Source organism: Enterobacter cloacae complex sp.6700776 (genome assembly GCF_048284255.1).
Classification (GTDB): Bacteria; Pseudomonadota; Gammaproteobacteria; order Enterobacterales; family Enterobacteriaceae; genus Enterobacter; species Enterobacter intestinihominis.
In genome coordinates, this window is record NZ_JBLVYK010000001.1 from 357,386 (window position 1) to 377,959 (window position 20,574).

Sequence of the window (20,574 nt, forward strand, 5' to 3'; positions counted from 1 at the left end):
CGCTCGATACGTCTGACAGTATAGTCAGAGCCGATCCCACTTGCGTAACACACAGTAAAACAAAGGATTACTCACTGCTTCCGCTCACTAATTTACTAAAAGAGCCTTACCTTAGCATCATACCTTTTTGATAGGTGATCTCCCTGGCGGCGTAACCAAGATTACTCACTTCTGAGTACGAAAATTATGATCAAGATCAATTTTGTCCTAAGCTGATACCTTTCAGCAGGGTTATTTTGTGCTAATTATTCCAGTGTTAAATAATTAAGTAACTATTGGAAGTGGCGCTATCATTGATTATACAAATGTTTAACATCATGAATTGATAACGTTTTAGAACAGATTTCTGGTGAAGTGTGCGGCTAAAAAGCGTATCTTCAGCGCGGATTTATCATTACACGCTGTCTCTCCCTGACCATGCTCAATTGCGGAGCTTAATGTGATTCAAACGCTCTTTGATTTCCCTACATATTTCAAGTTTTTTATTGGCTTGTTTGCCCTGGTCAACCCGGTAGGGATTATCCCTGTCTTCATCAGTATGACCAGTTATCAGACAGCTGCCGCGCGAAATAAAACCAACCTGACGGCAAACCTGTCGGTGGCGATTATCTTGCTTACGTCTCTTTATCTGGGGGACGCCATTCTTCAGGTGTTCGGCATCTCGATTGATTCGTTCCGAATAGCAGGCGGGATCCTGGTGGTGACGATTGCCATGTCGATGATCAGCGGCAAGCTGGGGGAGGATAAACAGAACAAGCAGGAAAAATCAGAGACAGCTATCCGCGAGAGCATCGGCGTGGTGCCACTGGCACTGCCGCTGATGGCGGGCCCGGGGGCAATCAGCTCTACCATTGTATGGGGAACACGCTATCACAGCCTGATGCACCTGATTGGCTTCTCTGTCGCCATTGCCCTGTTCGCACTTTGCTGCTGGGGCGTATTTCGTATGGCGCCATGGCTGGTTCGCTTGCTGGGACAAACGGGCATCAACGTGATTACCCGTATCATGGGTCTGTTGTTAATGGCGTTAGGCATCGAATTTATCGTTACCGGTATAAAAAGTATATTCCCCGGATTAGTACACTGACTTTCGTTTGAAAGAGCGGAGCCAGCGGCTCCGTTTTTTTACGTGAATATCAGCAAATCATATAAATAAAGTTGAAATACGCACCAGCCATAATAAGTTCTACTAATAACCCTCTTTTGTTGATTTTCAAGAGGTTGTTTATTTTCAGTTTGCTTCTCTGCCCATAAATCCTTCAAACGCTCTGTTATTTTACTCACATGATACTCTGGGGCTTGCTGACAGATAACCGAAATGATATTAGTAATTTCGACGCTGACCCAGACGAATGTGCTAAATAATAACCAGATGTTAAATTTTCGTGAAAAATCGTTCGAATTTGTCATGTCATCGCACCAGTCACGAGAGAACTCTACAACTGAATGTATTGTAAGGGTTTTACTTGTTTTTGGCGTGAAAGGTGGTAGGCGGCATAGCTACGCCTGACTCCGTAAAAGAGAAATGCTTAACAAATTTGCAAAATGTATTGGCGAGAGTTGGCACCATTTGGTACTTTCCGGCCTTATATTTTGCGGCATCAAACAAGTTGATGAGAACTATTTTCATATAGACCTCACTTAAGCTTTCCAGCACACCTCACTGACAGGGGAGAGGTGTAAAGAATCGACGCAAGATCGCCGTACGAGCGGTCAGTAATAATGAAGTCGATGATAGCAAGAAGTAAAAAAAGAACCTGACAGCAGCAAAAAAAACTCCTGCGCTGTACAGGCCCCAACAGGGGATTACACAACTGGCGAAGGCCAGTCATAATAATGAGTGGAGTATCAACACAATGTCCATCATCACAAAAAAAAGTCTGGTAGCGGCGGGGATTTTAACTGCGCTAATCGCGGGCAACGCTGCAATGGCTGCGGACGTTCCTGCTGGTGTTCAGCTGGCTGAGAAGCAAACGCTGGTACGTAATAACGGTGCGGAAGTGCAGTCTCTTGATCCGCACAAAATTGAAGGTGTTCCAGAGTCTAACGTTAACCGCGATCTGTTTGAAGGTCTGCTGGTGACTGACGTAGACGGCCACCCGGCTCCGGGCGTGGCGGAAAAATGGGACAACAAAGATTTTAAAGTCTGGACCTTCCATCTGCGTAAAGATGCCAAATGGTCTGACGGTACGCCGGTTACCGCCGAAGATTTCGTCTATAGCTGGCAGCGTCTGGCGGATCCGAATACCGCCTCCCCGTACGCGAGTTACCTCCAGTATGGCCATATCGCCAATATTGATGACATCATCACGGGTAAAAAGCCAGTAACCGACCTGGGCGTAAAAGCCATCGATGCCAACACTTTTGAAGTGACGTTGAGCGAACCTGTTCCGTACTTCTATAAGTTGCTGGTTCACCCGTCCGTTTCTCCGGTACCAAAATCCGCGGTAGAAAAATTTGGTGAAAAATGGACGCAGCCTGCGAATATCGTGACCAACGGTGCATATAAGCTGAAGGACTGGGTCGTTAACGAGCGTATGGTGCTGGAGCGCAACCCGCAGTATTGGGATAATGCCAAGACGGTTATCAATCAGGTCACCTACCTGCCAATCTCTTCTGAGGTAACGGACGTAAACCGCTACCGCAGCGGCGAAATCGACATGACCTATAACAACATGCCGATTGAACTGTTCCAGAAGCTGAAAAAAGAGATCCCGAAAGAAGTTCACGTCGATCCGTATCTGTGCACCTACTATTATGAAATTAACAACCAGAAAGCACCGTTCACCGACGTACGTGTTCGTACCGCACTGAAGCTGGCTCTGGATCGCGACATTATCGTGAATAAAGTGAAGAATCAGGGCGACCTGCCGGCTTACAGCTACACCCCGCCTTACACCGACGGTATGAAGCTGGTTGAACCTGAATGGTTCAAATGGTCCCAGGAAAAACGTAATGAAGAAGCGAAAAAGCTGCTGGCTGAAGCGGGCTATACCGCCGACAAGCCGCTGACGTTTAGTCTGCTGTACAACACCTCCGATCTGCATAAAAAACTGGCTATTGCCGTCGCGTCAATCTGGAAGAAAAATCTCGGCGTGAACGTGAAGCTGGAAAATCAGGAATGGAAAACCTTCCTCGATACGCGCCATCAGGGAACCTTTGACGTGGCACGTGCAGGATGGTGTGCGGACTATAACGAACCGACCTCATTCCTGAACACCATGCTCAGCGACAGTTCGAACAATACCGCACACTATAAGAGCCCGGCGTTTGATAAGCTGATTGGCGATACCCTGAAAGTGGCAGATGACGCCCAGCGCGCCGATCTGTACGCGAAATCAGAACAACAGCTCGATAAAGACTCTGCGATCGTTCCGGTTTACTACTACGTTAACGCCCGCCTGGTGAAACCATGGGTAGGGGGTTATACCGGTAAAGACCCGTTGGATAATATTTCCGTTAAGAATCTTTATATTATCAAGCATTAATGGCAATACGTGGGGCGAGCGAGCTTGCCCCACTGTGTCTATTTTGTAACATTCATCAGGCACACGCCAGAAGGTACGGGCAATGTTGAAATTTATCCTGCGTCGCTGTCTTGAAGCGATTCCAACGTTATTTATTCTAATTACAATTTCCTTCTTTATGATGCGTCTTGCGCCGGGCAGTCCTTTTACCGGTGAACGCACGCTTCCGCCAGAAGTTATGGCCAACATCGAAGCGAAATACCATTTAAACGATCCTATCACCACGCAGTACTTCAACTATCTGAAGCAACTTGCACACGGTGATTTTGGTCCGTCATTCAAATATAAAGACTATTCCGTTAACGACCTGGTGGCGTCCAGCTTCCCGGTATCGGCTAAATTAGGGGCTGCTGCATTTATCCTGGCCGTTGTTCTCGGTGTCACTGCGGGCGTTATCGCCGCACTAAAACAAAATACCCGATGGGATTACGCCGTAATGGGGGTCGCAATGACCGGGGTGGTTATCCCCAGCTTCGTTGTCGCGCCGTTGCTGGTCATGATATTCGCGATAACCCTTAAATGGCTGCCCGGGGGCGGCTGGAATGGCGGGGCGCTGAAGTTCATGATATTGCCGATGGTGGCATTATCTCTGGCCTACATTGCCAGTATCGCCCGTATTACGCGTGGTTCAATGATTGAAGTCCTGCATTCGAACTTTATCCGTACCGCCCGAGCGAAAGGGTTGCCGATGCGCCGGATTATTTTCCGTCACGCTCTCAAGCCTGCACTGTTACCGGTGCTCTCCTATATGGGTCCTGCATTCGTCGGCATTATTACGGGTTCAATGGTGATTGAAACCATTTATGGCCTGCCGGGCATCGGGCAGTTGTTTGTTAACGGGGCGCTTAACCGAGACTATTCGCTGGTGCTGAGCCTGACGATCCTCGTGGGCGCGCTGACCATTCTGTTTAATGCCGTTGTCGATGTGCTGTATGCCGTTATCGATCCGAAAATCCGTTACTAACTGGAGCACGCCATGATGTTGAGTAAGAAAAACAGCGAGGCGCTGGAAAACTTCAGTGAAAAGCTGGAGGTCGAAGGTCGTAGCCTTTGGCAGGACGCCCGCCGTCGTTTTATGCATAACCGTGCCGCCGTTGCCAGCCTGGTCGTGCTGGTGCTTATCGCGCTGTTCGTAACCCTGGCACCGATGCTCTCTCAGTTCACCTATTTCGATACGGACTGGGGCATGATGTCCAGCGCGCCGGATATGGAATCCGGGCACTATTTCGGTACCGACTCCTCCGGGCGTGATTTGCTGGTGCGTGTGGCGATTGGCGGCCGTATCTCCCTGATGGTTGGCATCGCAGCGGCGCTGGTGGCGGTAATTGTCGGCACGCTTTACGGTTCTCTTTCCGGTTACCTCGGCGGGAAAGTGGACTCCGTGATGATGCGTATGCTTGAAATCCTGAACTCCTTCCCGTTCATGTTCTTCGTCATTCTGCTGGTGACCTTCTTTGGTCAAAATATCCTGCTGATCTTCGTGGCGATCGGGATGGTGTCCTGGCTGGATATGGCGCGTATTGTGCGCGGCCAGACGCTGAGCCTTAAACGTAAGGAGTTTATCGAAGCCGCACAGGTTGGTGGCGTTTCTACCGCCAATATTGTGGTGCGTCATATCGTTCCTAACGTGCTGGGCGTGGTGGTGGTATACGCCTCCCTGCTGGTGCCAAGTATGATCTTGTTTGAATCTTTCCTGAGCTTCCTGGGATTAGGTACGCAAGAGCCGTTGAGTAGCTGGGGCGCTCTGTTAAGTGACGGCGCAAACTCCATGGAAGTGTCACCGTGGTTACTGCTGTATCCGGCGGGCTTCCTGGTCGTCACCCTGTTCTGTTTCAACTTTATCGGCGATGGCCTGCGTGATGCCCTCGACCCGAAAGACCGTTAAGGAGCGCCGTCATGACCATTATTGAAACGGCAACCGCGCCACAGGCGCAACAGCGGACCAGCGCACTGCTGGACGTTAAAGACCTCCGCGTGACGTTTAAAACCCCCGACGGTGATGTGACTGCCGTTAACGATCTCAACTTCGACCTGCGTGCCGGTGAAACGCTGGGCATTGTGGGCGAATCCGGTTCCGGTAAATCCCAGACCGCATTCGCGCTGATGGGCCTGCTGGCATCAAACGGCGTGATAGGGGGTTCGGCGACGTTTAACGGGAAAGAGATCCTGAATTTGCCGGAACATGAGCTGAACAAGCTGCGCGCCGAGCAGATTTCAATGATTTTTCAGGATCCGATGACCTCCCTGAACCCCTATATGCGGGTGGGTGAACAGCTGATGGAAGTGCTGATGCTCCACAAGGGGCTGGGCAAAGCCGAAGCGTTTGAAGAGTCCGTCAAAATGCTGGATGCGGTGAAAATGCCTGAGGCACGCAAGCGCATGCGCATGTATCCGCACGAGTTCTCCGGCGGTATGCGTCAGCGAGTCATGATCGCGATGGCATTGCTTTGCCGGCCAAAACTGCTGATCGCTGATGAACCAACCACCGCTCTCGACGTGACCGTCCAGGCGCAGATCATGACGTTGCTGAACGAGCTGAAGCGTGAGTTCAACACCGCCATCATCATGATCACCCACGATTTAGGCGTCGTTGCCGGGATCTGCGACAAAGTGTTAGTCATGTATGCAGGCCGCACGATGGAATACGGTAATGCCCGCGATGTGTTCTACCAGCCAGCCCACCCGTACTCTATCGGGCTGCTGAATGCCGTACCGCGCCTCGATGCGGAAGGGGAGTCGCTGCTGACTATCCCGGGCAACCCGCCAAACCTGCTGCGTTTGCCAAAAGGCTGCCCGTTCCAGCCACGCTGTCCGCATGCGATGGAAATCTGTAACAGCGCACCGCCGCTGGAAGCGTTTGCCCCAGGCCGTCTACGCGCCTGCTTTAAGCCGCTGGAGGAGCTGGTATGAACGCAATCGACGAAAAAAGAAATGTGCTGCTCGAAATCGCTGACCTGAAGGTCCATTTCGATATCAAAGACGGTAAACAGTGGTTCTGGCAGCCTGCCAAAACCCTGAAAGCGGTGGATGGCGTCACGCTACGCCTGTACGAAGGGGAGACCCTGGGCGTGGTGGGCGAATCCGGCTGCGGCAAGTCGACATTTGCGCGTGCGATCATCGGCCTGGTGAAAGCCACCGACGGGAAAGTGGCATGGCTTGGCAAAGATCTGCTGGGGATGAAGCCGGATGAATGGCGCAATGTGCGCAGTGATATCCAGATGATTTTCCAGGATCCTCTGGCGTCCCTGAACCCGCGTATGACCATTGGCGAAATCATTGCCGAGCCGCTGCGCACCTATCATCCGAAGATGCCGCGCCAGGAAGTTCGCGATCGGGTGAAAGCGATGATGCTGAAGGTGGGTCTGTTGCCTAACCTCATCAACCGCTACCCTCACGAGTTTTCCGGCGGTCAGTGCCAGCGTATCGGTATCGCACGCGCGTTGATCCTTGAACCGAAACTGATTATCTGTGATGAGCCGGTTTCGGCGCTGGACGTTTCCATCCAGGCCCAGGTGGTTAACCTGCTACAGAAACTGCAACGGGAAATGGGGCTGTCGCTGATCTTCATCGCCCACGATCTGGCGGTGGTAAAACACATTTCAGACCGTGTGCTGGTCATGTATCTGGGCCACGCCGTGGAACTGGGCACGTATGATGAGGTGTACCATAATCCGCTGCACCCTTATACCAAAGCGCTGATGTCTGCGGTTCCCGTTCCGGATCCCGATCTGGAAAAAAATAAAACCATTCAGCTTCTGGAAGGTGAACTGCCTTCGCCAATCAACCCGCCTTCAGGCTGCGTATTCCGTACGCGATGCCCAATAGCCGGGCCGGAATGTGCAAAAACACGGCCGGTTCTGGAGGGCAGTTTCCGACATGCGGTTTCCTGCCTGAAAGTAGACCCGTTATAATCGCAAGGGCTGACATGATGTCAGCCCTTATTTTTTAGAGGTTAATGTGTCGCGATTATTCACGTCGGCCCGTCAGCGGCTTTATCACCTTTTATTTGATCCAGAAACGGTTTCCGGTCGCCGTTTCGAGGGTCTGTGTGGCTTATTTGCGCTGATTAGCGTCATTATTATCTTTATCGAATCCGGTGCCGGAACGCAGTACCACATGACGTATGAGGAGTGGCACGTTTTTGTCTGGCTGGAATTGATCGTCACGCTGGTGTTTACCGCAGAGTATGTGCTGAGGGTCATTAGCTGGCCAAATCCGGCGAAATACGTTTTCAGCTTCTGGGGATTTATTGATTTAGCCACTATCCTGCCGCTGTATGTCATGTGGCTGTGGCCTGAGATCAGCCTGAATTATGTGTTTGCCTGGCGCGCAATGCGGGCGATTCGTGTGTTACGAATTCTGAAGCTGCTGCGCTTTATGCCGTCGCTGAGGGTTTTTTGGGTCGCCATTGTCAGCGCCCGCCACCAGCTTATTCTCTTCTATTCGTTTATTGCTATCGTGATGATCGTTTTTGGCTCCCTGATGTATTTAATCGAAGGGCCAAAATACGGGTTTACCACGCTTAATGCGTCGGTTTACTGGGCTATCGTGACGGTGACCACCGTGGGCTATGGCGATATTACACCGCATACGCCGCTCGGACGTATTGTGGCATCGATTCTTATTCTGATCGGTTATTCGGTAATAGCGATACCGACGGGGCTAATTACCACCCATATGAGCAGCGCCTTCCAGAACAGCAAGCAGCAACGCAAATGTCCGAATTGTCAGCAGGGAAATCATGAACCCGGGGCGCGGTTTTGTCACCGCTGTGGAAATGCCTTGCCGGATTAAATAAAAAAGGCTGCGCGGGCAGCCTTTTTTATTATTCGCGCCAGAGAATATGGCACAGCTTATGGTCTTTCTCGCGGCACAGCAGGACGCGGGCAAAGATGTCGTTAATTTCTCCGCCGTCTTCATCTGCCAGGCCAATTACCACCTCAGCGAAGAAGTCCGGGTTGAGATCAAAATCGACGTGTTCGGCCCAGTCTTCAGACGGATCGAACAGCTCAGCACCGCCACGCTCTTCAAATTGCAGGTTGAAAAGAATGACGTCAGCAGGGTCGAGATTATCGACCGCCAGCTCGAGAAAAATATCGTAGGCCTGTTCGAGCGTTTCGTCTTCGGTCAGGCGATTGTTCAGATCCATTTCCATGATGACTACCTGTTAAACATCGTTGGGCACGTTTTACAGCAACGGACTAAAGAAGTAAAACAGTCGTTCGGCAATTCGCTGCCACAGCGGACGTTTCGCCCACAGTCTGGCGTCCAGCAGGCGTGAGCGGGAGATATAATCATCCTGAACCGCCGCCAGATCGCCGCCGAAACCGGCGTCATCAATGACCAGCGTTATTTCAAAATTCAGCCACAGACTGCGCATATCGAGGTTGACGGTACCCACCAGGCTCAGCTCTCCGTCTACCAGCACGCTCTTGGTGTGTAACAGACCGCCTTCGAATTGATAGATTTTAACGCCCGCGGCCAGCAGCTCACTAAAGAACGCGCGACTTGCCCACCCGACCAGCAGCGAATCGTTCTTGCGCGGCATAATAATGCTCACATCCACTCCGCGCTGTGCCGCTGTACAGATGGCGTGCAGAAGGTCGTCGCTGGGGACGAAATAGGGCGTGGTCATGATCAGATATTCCCGCGCTGAGTACGCGGCGGTAAGCAGTGCCTGATGGATCAGATCTTCCGGGAAGCCAGGACCGGAGGCGATAGTGTGGATAGTGTGCCCGCTGGCTTCCTCAAACGGCATGATATTGCCATCCGGCGGCGGGGGAAGAATGCGTTTACCGGTTTCAATTTCCCAGTCGCACGAATAGACGATGCCCATAGAGGTTGCCACCGGGCCTTCCATGCGAGCCATCAAATCGATCCATTGCCCCACGCCGGAATCCTGTTTAAAGAAGCGGGGGTCGACCATGTTCATGCTGCCGGTGTAGGCGATATAGTTATCGATCAGGACCATTTTCCGGTGCTGACGAAGATCCATGCGGCGCAGAAAGACGCGCATAAGATTCACTTTCAGCGCCTCGACCACCTCGATACCGGCGTTGCGCATCATGCCTGCCCACGGGCTACGGAAAAAGGCCACGCTGCCGGCGGAGTCCAGCATCAGGCGGCAGTGGATACCGCGACGTGCAGCGGCCATCAGCGATTCGGCGACCTGGTCCGCCATGCCGCCCGGCTGCCAGATATAAAACACCATCTCGATATTATGCCGGGCGAGCTGGATATCACGGATCAGCGCCTGCATCACGTCATCGGAAGAGGTCATCAGTTGCAGCTGATTGCCTTTTACCCCAGCAATGCCCTGGCGGCGTTCGCACAGCTTGAACAAAGATGCGGCCACGCTGCTGTTCTCTTCGGCGAATATATGCTTGCAGGCTTTAAGGTCGGCAAGCCATTTTGCCGTGGAGGGCCACATGGCACGGGCGCGTTCGGCCCGGCGTTTACCCAGATGAAGTTCACCGAAAGAGAGATAGGCGATGATGCCCACCAGCGGCAGAATGTAGATAATCAGAAGCCAGGCCATGGCGGAAGGTACCGCTCTGCGTTTCATCAGAATGCGCAACGTCACCCCGGCAATTAACAGCCAGTATCCTAAAATGACCAGCCAACTCACCACGGTGTAGAAGGTTGTCATAAATAAAAAATCCTTTTGAAAGCGTATTGTTATGAGTTTACGCATCAGGATTCATCTGGCAAATAAAAACGGCAGATAAAAGCGCTGGTTTGCCGCCTGCTTAGGCATATAATGGCATCTCTGTTAGAGAAAGAGTTGTAGACATGAAGCGCAGTAGAACTGAAGTAGGGCGCTGGCGCATGTTGCGACAGGTGAGTCGTCGTAAGGCTCGTTGGCTGGAAGCACAATCCCGCCGCAATATGCGTATCCACGCCATCAGAAAATGTGGCCTGAACAGACACCGTAACGCGCTGCTGTTCGCGGTCCAGGATATCTGAAAAGCATGAGGGGCACCGTAAAGGTGCCCATTAAACATCCAGACTATCAATCTTTGCAGTCTCCTCCCGTCTGCTTTCCACGATATACTACGTCCCCATAACGTCATGATATTAAAAGATGAATCCTTATCTCTGGATTTTTATTGCACTTTTGGCGCTGGATGCGCTCAGGGAAGGTTTAGGACTTTCGTCATTTTCCTCATTGGCAGATTATGTTTTTGCGTGGGGAATACATTGGCTTTATTAAAGGAAAAAAGGATGAACGTAAAAGTGATGGCAGCACTCTTCGGGATTGCAGTATTAAGCGGTTGTGCCAGTAGCAAAACCTCACCCGAACGGCACGCGTTTTATTTCGTGTCGCATCAGTCCAGCTTTACTGGCGGCAATTACACCTCCAGCGTGCAGAAAAATTATCACCTGAACGTAGCGCAGTTCCGCGAGCTTTATGCCCGGGGCAAAGCTGACCGTGCGGAAGGGCGGACTCAGGCTGAAGCCAGTGAATACGCGCAAAGCATTCGCGATCAACTGAAAGAAAATGCGAAGTCGCAGGAATTGTACGCAGGCAACGCGAAGGATAAATGGTCTTCGGACATGGACAGTAAAGACGCCATATTATTTGGTAACGAACTGGCCGCGACTTATCTTGATGGCTATAACGGCGTACAATAGCGCAACTGATTCAGGGGATACCGTTATTACCGGTATCCCCGCTGTTTTTGAGCAAAAGGAGTGAGACGTGTTTGCGGAGTTTGGTGTACTGAATTTCTGGACCTATGTTGTCGGCGCATTTTTTATCGTGCTGGTTCCAGGACCGAACACCTTGTTTGTGCTGAAAACAGGGATTGGCCACGGCGTTAAGAAAGGCTATCTGGCAGCCACCGGTGTGTTTATTGGTGATGCCGTGCTGATGTTTCTGGCCTGGGCGGGCGTCGCCGCGTTGATCCAGACCACTCCGGTATTATTTAATATTGTCCGCTATCTTGGGGCGTTTTATCTGCTGTGGCTCGGCGGAAAAATGCTCTGGTCCGTTATGACACGTCAAAAAAATGCGCACGAAAGTAGCGCCGAACCGGCAAGCGCGATCCTTAAGCGTTCGCTGGTGCTGAGCCTGACGAACCCGAAAGCGATTCTCTTTTACGTATCGTTCTTCGTGCAGTTCATTGATGTCAATGCGAAGAATACCGGCACGTCGTTCCTGATCCTCGCCACAACGCTTGAGCTAATCAGCTTCATGTACATGAGCTTCCTCATTTTCTCAGGCGCGTTTGTCACGCGTTACCTGAAAACCAAAAAGAAACTGGCGAAGCTGGGGAATGGGTTGATAGGCCTGCTGTTTGTTGGATTTGCGGCGAGGCTGGCGTCGCTGCACTGAATGAAGAAAAGGCTCCCGAGGGAGCCTTTCATTTCAGAACACTTTTTTATACGGGCGAACCGTGACTTTCTCGTACACGCCGGCTGCGACGTACGGGTCTGCTTCTGCCCAGGCCTGCGCGGCTTCCAGAGATTCAAACTCGGCAATCACCGTGGAGCCGGTAAAACCCGCCGCGCCCGGATCGTTGCTGTCAACGGCAGGCATCGGGCCTGCGGTCAGCAACCGACCTTCATCCTGTAGCAGCTGTAAACGCGCCAGATGGGCAGGGCGAACGGAAAGACGTTTTTCCAGAGAATCAGGTACATCTTCAGCGTAAATCACATAAAGCACGGCAAAGCTCCTTAACCGGTAAAAGTGACATTTACGTTATGTGAAAGCACAAATGACTGCAATGTAAAGATAATAACAATGTTAAAACCCTGATCTGGATGCCCCTTTTTTGCCCTCTTATACGCTTAAATTGCGCCAGGACAAAGTGTCTTATTGAATATGATTGCTATTTGCATTTAAAATCGAGGTTCGGTTTTTTAACGTTGATGATTATGACTTCGATGACCCTTGATTTACCTCGCCGCTTTCCATGGCCGACGCTGCTTTCCGTCGTTATTCACGGTGCTGTCGTGGCGGGTCTGCTCTATACCTCGGTTCATCAGGTTATTGAAATGCCAGCGCCAGCGCAGCCAATTTCTGTGACCATGGTATCGCCCGCGGATCTTGAACCGCCGCAGGTTGCGCCGCCGCCGCCACAGCCCGTTGTTGAACCCGAGCCGGAACCCGAGCCGATTCCTGAACCGCCAAAAGAAGCGCCGGTGGTGATCCATAAGCCAGAGCCGAAACCTAAGCCGAAGCCAAAACCCAAGCCGGTCAAAAAGGTGCAAGAGCGTCCGAAACGCGAAGTGCGTCCGGTTGAGCCACGCACCACGCAGCCGGTTGAAAATGCCGCCCCGTCACGTCCGCTGATGAGTAACACCACGACCGCGACAAAACCGACGGTAACGGCGCCAGCGGGCCCGCGCGCGCTGAGCCGTAACCAGCCGCAGTATCCGGCACGTGCTCAGGCGTTACGTATTGAAGGGCGTGTACGGGTGAAATTCGACGTTACGGCTGATGGACGTGTGGATAACGTGGAAATCCTGTCCGCACAGCCGGCGAATATGTTTGAACGCGAAGTTAAATCGGCCATGCGCAGGTGGCGCTATGAAGCCGGTAAACCCGGCAATGGGTTGATTGTAAATATTGTCTTCCGCCTGAACGGCGGGGCACAGATGGAATAAAAGAAGCCTCCGCAAGGAGGCTTTTTTTTACCTGAGGATCAGCTGCGTGGGAGCTGGCGGGGCTTACCGTCGCTATCCACTGCCACGTAGATGAACAGGGCCTCCGTCGCCTTATAGCGCTGACCAATCGGTTCAGAAGAGACTTTTTTCACCCATACTTCAATGTTAATGGAGATAGACGTATTGCCGCGTTTTACGCAGCGTGCGTAACAGCACACCACGTCCCCCACCGCGACAGGGCGCAGGAAGGTCATGCCATCGACCCGGACGGTTACCACGCGCCCGTGTGCAATCTCTTTTGCCAGGATTGCACCGCCCATATCCATCTGCGACATTAACCAGCCGCCAAAAATATCGCCATTGGCATTCGTATCCGCAGGCATTGCCAGTGTGCGTAAAACCAGTTCGCCCTGTGGGGCGTCATTTGTTGTCATTGTTTTAAACTCGTAACTGAAGACTTCAGGCGGGATGCTACTATGATTTCTGGCTGGAGAGAATAGGGTTAGCGCCCGCAGCGCGGGCGCATGAAGGTCAGAAGGACATGGTTACGCCAGCGTAATAGGCGCGGCCCGGTTCGTTATAGGTAGATGCACCGTCATTTTCACGGTAAATCTGCTTGTCAAAGAGGTTGCTGATGCCGGCATTCAGGCGCAGGTTTTTGGTCAGCTGATAGTTACTGCCGATACCCACGATGGAATACGCGCCGATCTCTCTGTTGGACATCGCATTTTCCTCTTTGCGGATTTCAGCGTTTTCTCTGGGCTTCTGGCGGCCGTACATCGTCCAGCTTACGTTGGCTGAAAGCTTGCTGTTAACCTCCCAGTCCAGCATGGTGTTGACGGTATATTTGGGGATAATCGACAGCGGATTACCGGTGTCTTTACTTTCAGACTGAATCATATACGTCGCATTAGTACGCCAGGTTAGCGTGTCGCGAATAACAGGGACGGTGAGGTTGCCTTCCAGCCCTTCAACAACGGCCTTACCGCCGTTCTCCCATTGCAGGATATTTGCGTCGCTGCTTGTCTGCCCCAGCACGTCCGTTCCTGAAACGATCTTGTTTTTGTAATCATTGCGGAACCAGGTAATTCCAGCCTCGTAGCCTTCCAGGGCAAAGGCCAGGCCGATCTCTTTGTTCACGCTGATTTCCGGATCTAGATCCGGGTTACCTAACAGATAACAGCTTCCTTCGGAAACGTTATTCGGGCAGCCATTGCCGCGGGTGGAAAGCAGATAGCCTTCGCTGGATTGATACAAGTTTGGCGCTTTAAATACCCGAGCGATACCCGCTTTAACCTTGAACATGTCACCCAAATCCTGAGAGAGGTTCAGGCTCGGACTCCAGTTGCTGCCAAATTGATTGTGATAATCAAAGCGGAGCCCTGGGATCAGGTTGGTGCCCTGACGCGCTTCAATATTGTCCTCAAGATAGATGCCGGTGAGGTCAGCGCTGTTTTTGCTGTTGCGCTCAGAAGCCGTGCCGGGAACGCCGTTAATCACTTCTCCCGACACATTTGTCGACTGCATTGAGGCCGGATCGTTCAGTTCATCACGGTTCCATTCTGCACCCACGGTTAGCGTCTGTTCGACCAGCCAGAAGAAAGGAATGTTCAGTTCACCCGTTGAACGGTATGACTCCAGCCGGCTGGTATCGTATTTATCGCTATTGATCATCCCTTCAACTTTGCCCGTAGAGCCTTCTTCCAGTCGGGTGTTGTTGGTCTTTTCATAATAAACCCCGAACTTTGACTGACCCCAGTCCCAGATGCCGTTGTGCGTAATGCCATAAGACTGGCGGTACATTCGGTTGGTTTCGTGTCCATACAGGGACGACACCAGACCGTCAGGGCTGACGTTGCTGTTGCTGTATTGAGTATCACCCGCGTAGATATTGCCTTGGCGGCTGTAGCTGTAGTCGAAATCGATAATCTGCTGTGGCGTGAGTTTCCAGGAGAGCAGGGCATTAATGTCCTTGTTACGTACGCCCTCTCGCCCGGCGGCGTAAGAGCCGTTTTGCGCGGTGTTGATGTCCTGAGCATCTGCGTCGGTTTTGTTGATATTCCCGTACAGGCGCATCGTTAACGCATCGCCCGCGAGGGGGCCGCTCAGATCAAAATTAGCGCGTTTCGTCGCCCCCTCTTTATCATTTTCAGGCTGGTTAGTGTACAGGGAGAGGGAGCCGTGCCAGTCGTTGGACGGGCGTTTGGTAATGATGTTGACGACGCCGCCGGCAGCCCCCGAACCATAGCGGGCGGCAGCTGGTCCCCGGAGCACTTCAATACGCTCAACCATCTCTGGCGGAACCCAGTTGGTGTCCCCGCGGGTGTCGCGCTCCCCGCGCCAGCTGTAGCGCACCGAGTTACGTGACGTCACCGGCACACCGTCAATCAGAATCAGCGTGTTCTCTGGCCCCATACCGCGGATGTCGATCTGACGGTTGTTACCACGACTGCCTGTCGCGCTGTTTCCGGTGAGGTTAACCCCGGGCATTTTGCGAATAATTTCCGAAAGATCGTTAACCGGTGGATCCTTTTCTATGTCCTTTGCCGTGATGATGGAAACCCCCGGCTGTTGCTTTAGGGCCTCTTCAGCGGTTGCCTGAACGACCATTGTTTCACCATCGGCGAGAGGATCTTCCGCTGCGTGCGCGCTTTGGTATAGCGTTGAAAAAATGGCGAGTGTAAGTGTAGCCGGGGCAAATCTTATTATGTTATTCATCAACTCATTTCCATTTGTTAAAAATGCGATGAAGAATATTAATGATAGTGATTCTCATTACAATAAAGCGACAGCAATCTCCATAAAATCTTCATGATTCAGACATTTTCGCAGGAAGATTGTGGAGAAAAGAGAAGGCGGGAAAAGAGGCCAGACCGCGTGACGATCTGGCCAGAAGGATCAGTGCTTGTCATCCTGCGGCATGTGGCGATAAATATAAACGCCGCTGAGCAGGGTGAAGATAAGGGTCAGCGCCGTCAGGCCAAACACCTTGAAGTTGACCCAGATATTCTGCGGCAGCCAGAATGCGATATAGATATTCGCCAGACCACACAGAATAAAAAATAGCGCCCAGGCGATATTCAGACGCCCCCACACAGCCTGCGGCAGCGTCAGTTCTTTCCCCAGCATGCGCTGGATCAGCGGCTTCTTCATCACCCACTGGCTGATGAGCAGCGCGCCCGCAAACAGGCCGTAAATCACTGTGACCTTCCATTTGATAAATTCATCATTGTGGAAGAACAACGTCAGACCACCAAACACCGCCACCATCAGGAAAGTGATGAGCGCCATCTTTTCAACTTTGCGATAGCGAACCCAGCTGTAAATCAGCACCACAGCCGTTGCCACAATCAGCGCCAGCGTGCCGGCATAGATGTCGTACAGCTTATAAAAAGCGAAAAATACGATCAGCGGTAAAAAATCAAGAAACTGCTTCATTCTGCGATCCCGGTTACTGACGAATTAACATGTACAGGCGGAACAAATAGACCAGCAGTACAGCTGAAATCAGATTGCTCAGCGTATTGGCGACAACCGCGCCGACGTTTGGCGTTAATACCGCAAAATTCGGCGCAAACAGCAACAGTAGAGTCTTGGCCAGCAACCAGCTGATAACGGCCGGGGCGACCAGACGCATATTCGCCCACGCGAGCCTTATGCTGCTGCGCATGGCGGTGAAAATACCCATTTTGTCCTGCACAACCATTACTGGCGCAAATGAAAGCACGATAGCCAGCAGCACGCCCGGAACGACAACCAACATTATCCCCATCTGGACCAGCAGCGTGGTCAGGAAGATGAGGATAAACAGTTTCGGCAGCACCGGAGCACTGGCCCCGATGGCACGTAACGCGCTGACGCGTTGGCCGGCAGACACCAGCTGGATCATCAGCAACACGCCACCCGCCAGAATGGCGTTGCCGATCAGCCCCGAGAAGGTAGATGCCGCAGATGCACGCAGCAAGATTTGCTGTTGCTCTGGCGTCATATTCTGCACAAGGTCAAATAACCCTGCGCTGCCTGCAAGATGATCCCCCTGGCTCAGCGAGGCAATCTGTTCATCACTGGGTGAGAACGCATGACCCAGCACCACCGTAATAAAGGCGCACAACAACGCGATCAGTAAAAAAGTAACGAACTGATTGCGGAAAAAATTTCCCGTGTCACGGTAGACAGACTTCGCCGTGATAGACATGCACTCTCCTTGAGTATTGCAGGTGTTAATTAGCCGGCAATTGTACACCGGATAACACGCTGGTGGCAGCATCAAGGCTTGTATGGAAAAGCATATCTTTGTAAAGCGGCGGTAATCCATAGCGGGCGCGGGCGCGATTGCATGCCTCATTGACCTGTCCATCCTCTCCCGACATCGCGAAAGTGCGGCACGGGCTGGGGCGATCCGCGTAAATGGAACAGCGGGTGGATACCCCAGGTTCACCTTGCAGTGCCACACAGCGGCTCTGTTTTTGGTTGGTGCCGCGCATGCAACGCAGGAAAGGGGTCAAGGGTTCAGTGAGATCAACCGGAACGGTGCCGCCGCCATCGCTGGCTTCAGCCCAGTAGAAAGAGACTCGAAAATACGCACAACAGGCTCCGCACGTCATGCACGGGTTATGATCACTCATGGCACACCTGCAAAAGTAGAACGCATCAAATCAGACTGTGAGAGCGATAAATTATCCAGCCGCTACAGGAAGCGCAAGAGAGGAAAAACAGAAAATTTTGTAACTATGAAATGCCAAAAATTGACGCGGCAACAACTTATTGCTTTATGAGGCGTCACCAAAAATTAACCTAGATCAATGAATGTTAACTTACTGGTTTTAATGTGATCTGTGTTAGATCACTTATTACTCATTTGTGAGTATATTCTCCTCCGCAATTAAAACCACAACGATGGAGCGGATATGAAAAAATTAGCGGTGGCAGCCCTTATCTTAAGCAGTCTCTCTGGCGGCGCGTACGCGCATGAAGCAGGTGAATTCTTTATTCGTGCCGGTTCGGCAACGGTGCGTCCAACGGAAGGTTCCGACAATGTACTGGGTATGGGCGGGTTTAACGTTAGCAATAACACCCAGTTAGGCCTGACATTCACGTATATGGCTACGGATAACATTGGCGTTGAGCTTCTGGCCGCCACGCCATTCCGTCACCGCGTCGGTTTAGGGCCGACCGGGGACATTGCTACGGTGCACCATTTACCACCAACCCTGATGGCGCAGTGGTACTTCGGCGATTCCAGCAGCAAGTTACGCCCTTATATTGGTGCAGGCGTTAACTACACCACCTTCTTTGATGAGAAATTTAACGATACCGGTAAAGAGGCTGGGCTATCCGATCTCAGCCTGAAAGACTCATGGGGCATGGCGGGGCAGGTTGGTCTGGATTATCTGATTAACCGTGACTGGCTGATCAACGCCTCGGTCTGGTATATGGACATTGATACAGACGTGCGCTTTAAAGCTAGCGGTGAGCAGCAGAGTATCAGTACCCGTCTGGATCCGTGGGTATTTATGTTCTCAGCGGGTTATCGTTTCTGACAGAAGATATATCCCCGGTCAGCCGGGGATTGCTGTATGGTGGTTGTTCCACATACCTGGCTGGAGGGGATATCCCCAACATCAAATTTGAGTGTCCGGTTTGTGCAGGTAAACAGTTTCAGTTCACGACGTTCAGCCCAGCACATAGCCTACCTCACGGTGCTATCTGTTCCGTTTGCGGAACACGTCTCACCACTCATTCATGCCTGCCGAAACTCAGACGACGACGGTGGCCAAAGCCAGTAAACTAGATAAGGCCTCTGAGAGGCCTTTTTCGATCGTGAAATCACTTCTGAATTAAATAACGAATCGTTGGTCCGTCCTGCTGGATATCCAGCACGATATAGCCGTGATTTTTGGCATCAAGCGGAATGTTATTGATCGACTGGGGGCAATCGCTCACCACTTCCAGAATTTCACCTTTCTTAAGCTGCGGTAACGCCTCAAGCGTGGCAACGGCCGGGTAAGGGCAGGGTTCACCCACCATATCGAGACGATAATCAGGCACGATCTCTTTCATGCGGCATTCTCCTGAGTTTCAGTTTTGACGGTGGCACGCCGGAAGAAGCGCTTTTCTTGCGCAATAACCAGTAAGAAGGCGATAAGCAGCAGGGCGTAGGTCACCATGAGCCCCCCGAGTGGACCAAAGGTATTCAGCAAATTGACCCTGTCCCAGTTGGTTGCCAGTACTGGAGAGACGTCATCCCAGTAGTACGCCAGGAGGGTTGAGCCAATCACGTTACCCAGACCAACCCACCAGTAATGCACCTGGCCTTCCACGGCGCGATACATCCAGCCAGTTTCGCACCCGCCCGCCAGTACGATGCCAAAACCAAACAGCAGCCCGCCAATGACCGCATTAGGACCGGCCCACATGATTTTCGGCTCAACGCCGAGCTGAACATAGCTAAAGATCCCGATCGCGCTCACGGCCATCCCGGCAATAATGGCTTTCGCCATCATGGTACGTCCGGTGATCCACATATCGCGAAACGCGGAGGTAAAGCAGATCTGCGCGCGTTCAATCAGCAGACCAAAGCCGACGCCGAACAGCATGGCCAGACCGAGTTTGGGCTGATTCATCGCCGTGCAAATCGCCCAGGCAACCATAGCAAAAAAGACCAGCATACCGAGGCGGAAGCGACGACGCGCCTGATCGGTTTTTTGCGTTAACGGAGATGCAGCGCTAACTTTCGTCATTTTCACCGGAATGCGGAACAGTGGCAGCAGGGTGAACTTTGCACCGAAATATGAGCCTATGGCGGTGGCGACGGCAAAGAACCAGGCATGCAGCGAGAACTGCGGAATACCGGTAAAGAACGCGGCCAGATTACAGCCCATCGCCAGGCGGGCGCCAAACCCGGCAATGATACCGCCGACCACGGCCTGCATAATGCGGATGCGGCTTTTCGGCATGCGCAACTTAACGTTGTTGGCCCACAGCGCGGCCGCAAAACATCCGCCAAACATGCCAATGATCATCATTCCGTCGATGCGGGTCAGCGGTGAGCCCTCAAGATGGATCAGTTTGAAGTAACCCCACTCTTCGGCATGAACGCCTGCCAGCTGTAATAGCTGCCCACCCCAGCGGGTAAACTCGCCCGTAACAGCCCAGAAGGTGCCGGTAATACCGAAATAATAGGTAGAGAGAATGCCTGCCGCGATAACGGCCGGAACAGGTGACCAGAACTTAACCAGGTAAGTCTGTTTGAAGGAATGCCAGGACATGAATAACCTCTGAACTCAGAAGGGTAACGCTAAAAAGAGCCCAGATCATACGCTTACGCGAAAGTTTGAAAAGTCATTCACACCGAAAATATCGACAGGATCAATTTTGACCTGCTTCTTTCAGGAAGAGATAAGGGAAAACCGCCTGACGCCGGGGCCAGACGGTG

22 protein-coding genes and 1 pseudogene are annotated in these 20,574 nt (G+C 52.1%); 13 read left to right on the forward strand and 10 right to left on the reverse strand.

All coding sequences use genetic code 11. The annotated features are described in order from the left end of the window. Positions 1-439 precede the first annotated feature (439 nt). The 7 genes and pseudogenes from ACNQ0T_RS01865 to ACNQ0T_RS01895 all read left to right on the forward strand — a co-directional run bounded on the left by ACNQ0T_RS01865 (position 440) and on the right by ACNQ0T_RS01895 (position 8,321). On the forward strand, positions 440-1,087 hold the full coding sequence (locus tag ACNQ0T_RS01865; protein WP_017384236.1) for a YchE family NAAT transporter: 648 nt from the start codon (positions 440-442) through the stop codon (positions 1,085-1,087). A gap of 769 nt (positions 1,088-1,856) precedes the next feature. Beyond that, the gene (oppA, locus tag ACNQ0T_RS01870) at positions 1,857-3,488 is read left to right on the forward strand and encodes an oligopeptide ABC transporter substrate-binding protein OppA (RefSeq protein ID WP_023300277.1); all 1,632 of its coding nucleotides are present in this window, start codon (positions 1,857-1,859) and stop codon (positions 3,486-3,488) included. A gap of 82 nt (positions 3,489-3,570) precedes the next feature. Beyond that, the gene (oppB, locus tag ACNQ0T_RS01875) at positions 3,571-4,491 is read left to right on the forward strand and encodes an oligopeptide ABC transporter permease OppB (RefSeq protein WP_003856738.1); all 921 of its coding nucleotides are present in this window, start codon (positions 3,571-3,573) and stop codon (positions 4,489-4,491) included. A 12-nt stretch (positions 4,492-4,503) separates the two neighbouring features. Further along, positions 4,504-5,412, forward strand: a complete 909-nt coding sequence (gene oppC, locus ACNQ0T_RS01880; RefSeq protein WP_015570372.1) for an oligopeptide ABC transporter permease OppC — start codon at positions 4,504-4,506, stop codon at positions 5,410-5,412. 11 nt (positions 5,413-5,423) lie between these two features. Further along, positions 5,424-6,437, forward strand: coding sequence for an ABC transporter ATP-binding protein (locus tag ACNQ0T_RS01885; RefSeq protein WP_017384234.1), 1,014 nt, complete (start codon positions 5,424-5,426; stop codon positions 6,435-6,437). Continuing rightward, complete coding sequence (gene oppF / locus ACNQ0T_RS01890; RefSeq protein ID WP_022648351.1) at positions 6,434-7,438, forward strand: murein tripeptide/oligopeptide ABC transporter ATP-binding protein OppF; 1,005 nt, start codon at positions 6,434-6,436, stop codon at positions 7,436-7,438. Before ACNQ0T_RS01885 ends, oppF begins: the two co-directional genes overlap by 4 nt. Before the next feature lie 14 nt (positions 7,439-7,452). Then, positions 7,453-8,321 (forward strand): annotated as a pseudogene (locus ACNQ0T_RS01895) (ion transporter). A 31-nt stretch (positions 8,322-8,352) separates the two neighbouring features. Here ACNQ0T_RS01895 and ACNQ0T_RS01900 read toward each other — a convergent pair. Both ACNQ0T_RS01900 and cls read right to left on the reverse strand, forming a co-directional pair. After that, on the reverse strand, positions 8,353-8,682 hold the full coding sequence (locus ACNQ0T_RS01900; RefSeq protein WP_006810881.1) for an HI1450 family dsDNA-mimic protein: 330 nt from the start codon (positions 8,680-8,682) through the stop codon (positions 8,353-8,355). Between the two features lie 33 nt (positions 8,683-8,715). After that, positions 8,716-10,176 (reverse strand): cardiolipin synthase, encoded by a 1,461-nt coding sequence (gene cls, locus ACNQ0T_RS01905; RefSeq protein WP_022648349.1) that lies wholly within the window; start codon positions 10,174-10,176, stop codon positions 8,716-8,718. A 143-nt stretch (positions 10,177-10,319) separates the two neighbouring features. On the opposite strand from cls, the gene ACNQ0T_RS01910 reads away from it, so the two are divergent. The 4 genes from ACNQ0T_RS01910 (at position 10,320) to leuE (ending at position 11,865) form a co-directional block, all read left to right on the forward strand. After that, complete coding sequence (locus ACNQ0T_RS01910) at positions 10,320-10,493, forward strand: YciY family protein (RefSeq protein WP_017384232.1); 174 nt, start codon at positions 10,320-10,322, stop codon at positions 10,491-10,493. Positions 10,494-10,611: 118 nt separating this feature from the next. After that, the gene (locus ACNQ0T_RS01915) at positions 10,612-10,740 is read left to right on the forward strand and encodes a KPN_01571 family protein (protein WP_209662595.1); all 129 of its coding nucleotides are present in this window, start codon (positions 10,612-10,614) and stop codon (positions 10,738-10,740) included. Between the two features lie 11 nt (positions 10,741-10,751). After that, positions 10,752-11,162, forward strand: a complete 411-nt coding sequence (locus ACNQ0T_RS01920; protein ID WP_022648348.1) for an Exc2 family lipoprotein — start codon at positions 10,752-10,754, stop codon at positions 11,160-11,162. 67 nt (positions 11,163-11,229) lie between these two features. Further along, positions 11,230-11,865 (forward strand): leucine efflux protein LeuE, encoded by a 636-nt coding sequence (gene leuE, locus ACNQ0T_RS01925; protein ID WP_006810877.1) that lies wholly within the window; start codon positions 11,230-11,232, stop codon positions 11,863-11,865. A 33-nt stretch (positions 11,866-11,898) separates the two neighbouring features. Here leuE and ACNQ0T_RS01930 read toward each other — a convergent pair whose 3' ends face one another. Then, on the reverse strand, positions 11,899-12,195 hold the full coding sequence (locus ACNQ0T_RS01930) for a YciI family protein (RefSeq protein ID WP_003856755.1): 297 nt from the start codon (positions 12,193-12,195) through the stop codon (positions 11,899-11,901). A 221-nt stretch (positions 12,196-12,416) separates the two neighbouring features. Here ACNQ0T_RS01930 and tonB point away from each other — a divergent pair, with 221 nt between their 5' ends. After that, positions 12,417-13,139, forward strand: coding sequence for a TonB system transport protein TonB (tonB, locus tag ACNQ0T_RS01935; protein ID WP_417929629.1), 723 nt, complete (start codon positions 12,417-12,419; stop codon positions 13,137-13,139). 38 nt (positions 13,140-13,177) lie between these two features. Here tonB and yciA read toward each other — a convergent pair whose 3' ends face one another. The 5 genes from yciA to ACNQ0T_RS01960 form a co-directional block, all read right to left on the reverse strand. Then, positions 13,178-13,573, reverse strand: coding sequence for an acyl-CoA thioester hydrolase YciA (yciA, locus tag ACNQ0T_RS01940; RefSeq protein ID WP_022648341.1), 396 nt, complete (start codon positions 13,571-13,573; stop codon positions 13,178-13,180). Positions 13,574-13,670: 97 nt separating this feature from the next. Continuing rightward, positions 13,671-15,857 (reverse strand): TonB-dependent siderophore receptor, encoded by a 2,187-nt coding sequence (locus ACNQ0T_RS01945; RefSeq protein WP_155024837.1) that lies wholly within the window; start codon positions 15,855-15,857, stop codon positions 13,671-13,673. A gap of 180 nt (positions 15,858-16,037) precedes the next feature. After that, positions 16,038-16,577 carry a septation protein A gene (locus ACNQ0T_RS01950; protein ID WP_003856762.1) on the reverse strand — a complete coding sequence of 180 codons (540 nt, stop codon included), beginning with the start codon at positions 16,575-16,577 and terminating at the stop codon, positions 16,038-16,040. A 13-nt stretch (positions 16,578-16,590) separates the two neighbouring features. Beyond that, positions 16,591-17,334 carry a YciC family protein gene (locus ACNQ0T_RS01955; protein WP_023300270.1) on the reverse strand — a complete coding sequence of 248 codons (744 nt, stop codon included), beginning with the start codon at positions 17,332-17,334 and terminating at the stop codon, positions 16,591-16,593. Between the two features lie 25 nt (positions 17,335-17,359). Further along, positions 17,360-17,764, reverse strand: coding sequence for a YkgJ family cysteine cluster protein (locus tag ACNQ0T_RS01960; RefSeq protein WP_017384228.1), 405 nt, complete (start codon positions 17,762-17,764; stop codon positions 17,360-17,362). Between the two features lie 282 nt (positions 17,765-18,046). Here ACNQ0T_RS01960 and ompW point away from each other — a divergent pair, with 282 nt between their 5' ends. Continuing rightward, positions 18,047-18,679 (forward strand): outer membrane protein OmpW, encoded by a 633-nt coding sequence (ompW, locus tag ACNQ0T_RS01965; protein WP_023300268.1) that lies wholly within the window; start codon positions 18,047-18,049, stop codon positions 18,677-18,679. A gap of 286 nt (positions 18,680-18,965) precedes the next feature. On the opposite strand, the gene yedF is transcribed toward ompW, so the two are convergent. Beyond that, positions 18,966-19,199, reverse strand: coding sequence for a sulfurtransferase-like selenium metabolism protein YedF (gene yedF, locus ACNQ0T_RS01970; protein WP_161176967.1), 234 nt, complete (start codon positions 19,197-19,199; stop codon positions 18,966-18,968). Beyond that, a complete protein-coding gene (gene yedE / locus ACNQ0T_RS01975) occupies positions 19,196-20,407 on the reverse strand; it encodes a selenium metabolism membrane protein YedE/FdhT (RefSeq protein ID WP_161176966.1) in 1,212 nt (403 codons plus the stop codon). The genes yedF and yedE overlap by 4 nt, the downstream gene beginning before the upstream one ends. Positions 20,408-20,574: the final 167 nt, after the last annotated feature.

What these genes read in the sequence shown, in the direction of transcription:
- oppF (WP_022648351.1), top strand. Translation starts at nt 6,434, where the DNA reads ATGAACGCAATCGACGAAAAAAGAAATGTGCTGCTCGAAATCGCTGAC.
- ACNQ0T_RS01900 (WP_006810881.1), bottom strand. Translation starts at nt 8,682, where the DNA reads ATGGAAATGGATCTGAACAATCGCCTGACCGAAGACGAAACGCTCGAA.
- ACNQ0T_RS01960 (WP_017384228.1), bottom strand. Translation starts at nt 17,764, where the DNA reads ATGAGTGATCATAACCCGTGCATGACGTGCGGAGCCTGTTGTGCGTAT.
- yedF (WP_161176967.1), bottom strand. Translation starts at nt 19,199, where the DNA reads ATGAAAGAGATCGTGCCTGATTATCGTCTCGATATGGTGGGTGAACCC.
- tonB (WP_417929629.1), top strand. Translation starts at nt 12,417, where the DNA reads ATGACCCTTGATTTACCTCGCCGCTTTCCATGGCCGACGCTGCTTTCC.
- yciA (WP_022648341.1), bottom strand. Translation starts at nt 13,573, where the DNA reads ATGACAACAAATGACGCCCCACAGGGCGAACTGGTTTTACGCACACTG.
- ompW (WP_023300268.1), top strand. Translation starts at nt 18,047, where the DNA reads ATGAAAAAATTAGCGGTGGCAGCCCTTATCTTAAGCAGTCTCTCTGGC.
- oppB (WP_003856738.1), top strand. Translation starts at nt 3,571, where the DNA reads ATGTTGAAATTTATCCTGCGTCGCTGTCTTGAAGCGATTCCAACGTTA.
- ACNQ0T_RS01945 (WP_155024837.1), bottom strand. Translation starts at nt 15,857, where the DNA reads ATGAATAACATAATAAGATTTGCCCCGGCTACACTTACACTCGCCATT.
- cls (WP_022648349.1), bottom strand. Translation starts at nt 10,176, where the DNA reads ATGACAACCTTCTACACCGTGGTGAGTTGGCTGGTCATTTTAGGATAC.
- oppC (WP_015570372.1), top strand. Translation starts at nt 4,504, where the DNA reads ATGATGTTGAGTAAGAAAAACAGCGAGGCGCTGGAAAACTTCAGTGAA.
- ACNQ0T_RS01885 (WP_017384234.1), top strand. Translation starts at nt 5,424, where the DNA reads ATGACCATTATTGAAACGGCAACCGCGCCACAGGCGCAACAGCGGACC.
- ACNQ0T_RS01910 (WP_017384232.1), top strand. Translation starts at nt 10,320, where the DNA reads ATGAAGCGCAGTAGAACTGAAGTAGGGCGCTGGCGCATGTTGCGACAG.
- oppA (WP_023300277.1), top strand. Translation starts at nt 1,857, where the DNA reads ATGTCCATCATCACAAAAAAAAGTCTGGTAGCGGCGGGGATTTTAACT.
- ACNQ0T_RS01920 (WP_022648348.1), top strand. Translation starts at nt 10,752, where the DNA reads ATGAACGTAAAAGTGATGGCAGCACTCTTCGGGATTGCAGTATTAAGC.
- yedE (WP_161176966.1), bottom strand. Translation starts at nt 20,407, where the DNA reads ATGTCCTGGCATTCCTTCAAACAGACTTACCTGGTTAAGTTCTGGTCA.
- ACNQ0T_RS01915 (WP_209662595.1), top strand. Translation starts at nt 10,612, where the DNA reads ATGAATCCTTATCTCTGGATTTTTATTGCACTTTTGGCGCTGGATGCG.
- ACNQ0T_RS01950 (WP_003856762.1), bottom strand. Translation starts at nt 16,577, where the DNA reads ATGAAGCAGTTTCTTGATTTTTTACCGCTGATCGTATTTTTCGCTTTT.
- ACNQ0T_RS01955 (WP_023300270.1), bottom strand. Translation starts at nt 17,334, where the DNA reads ATGTCTATCACGGCGAAGTCTGTCTACCGTGACACGGGAAATTTTTTC.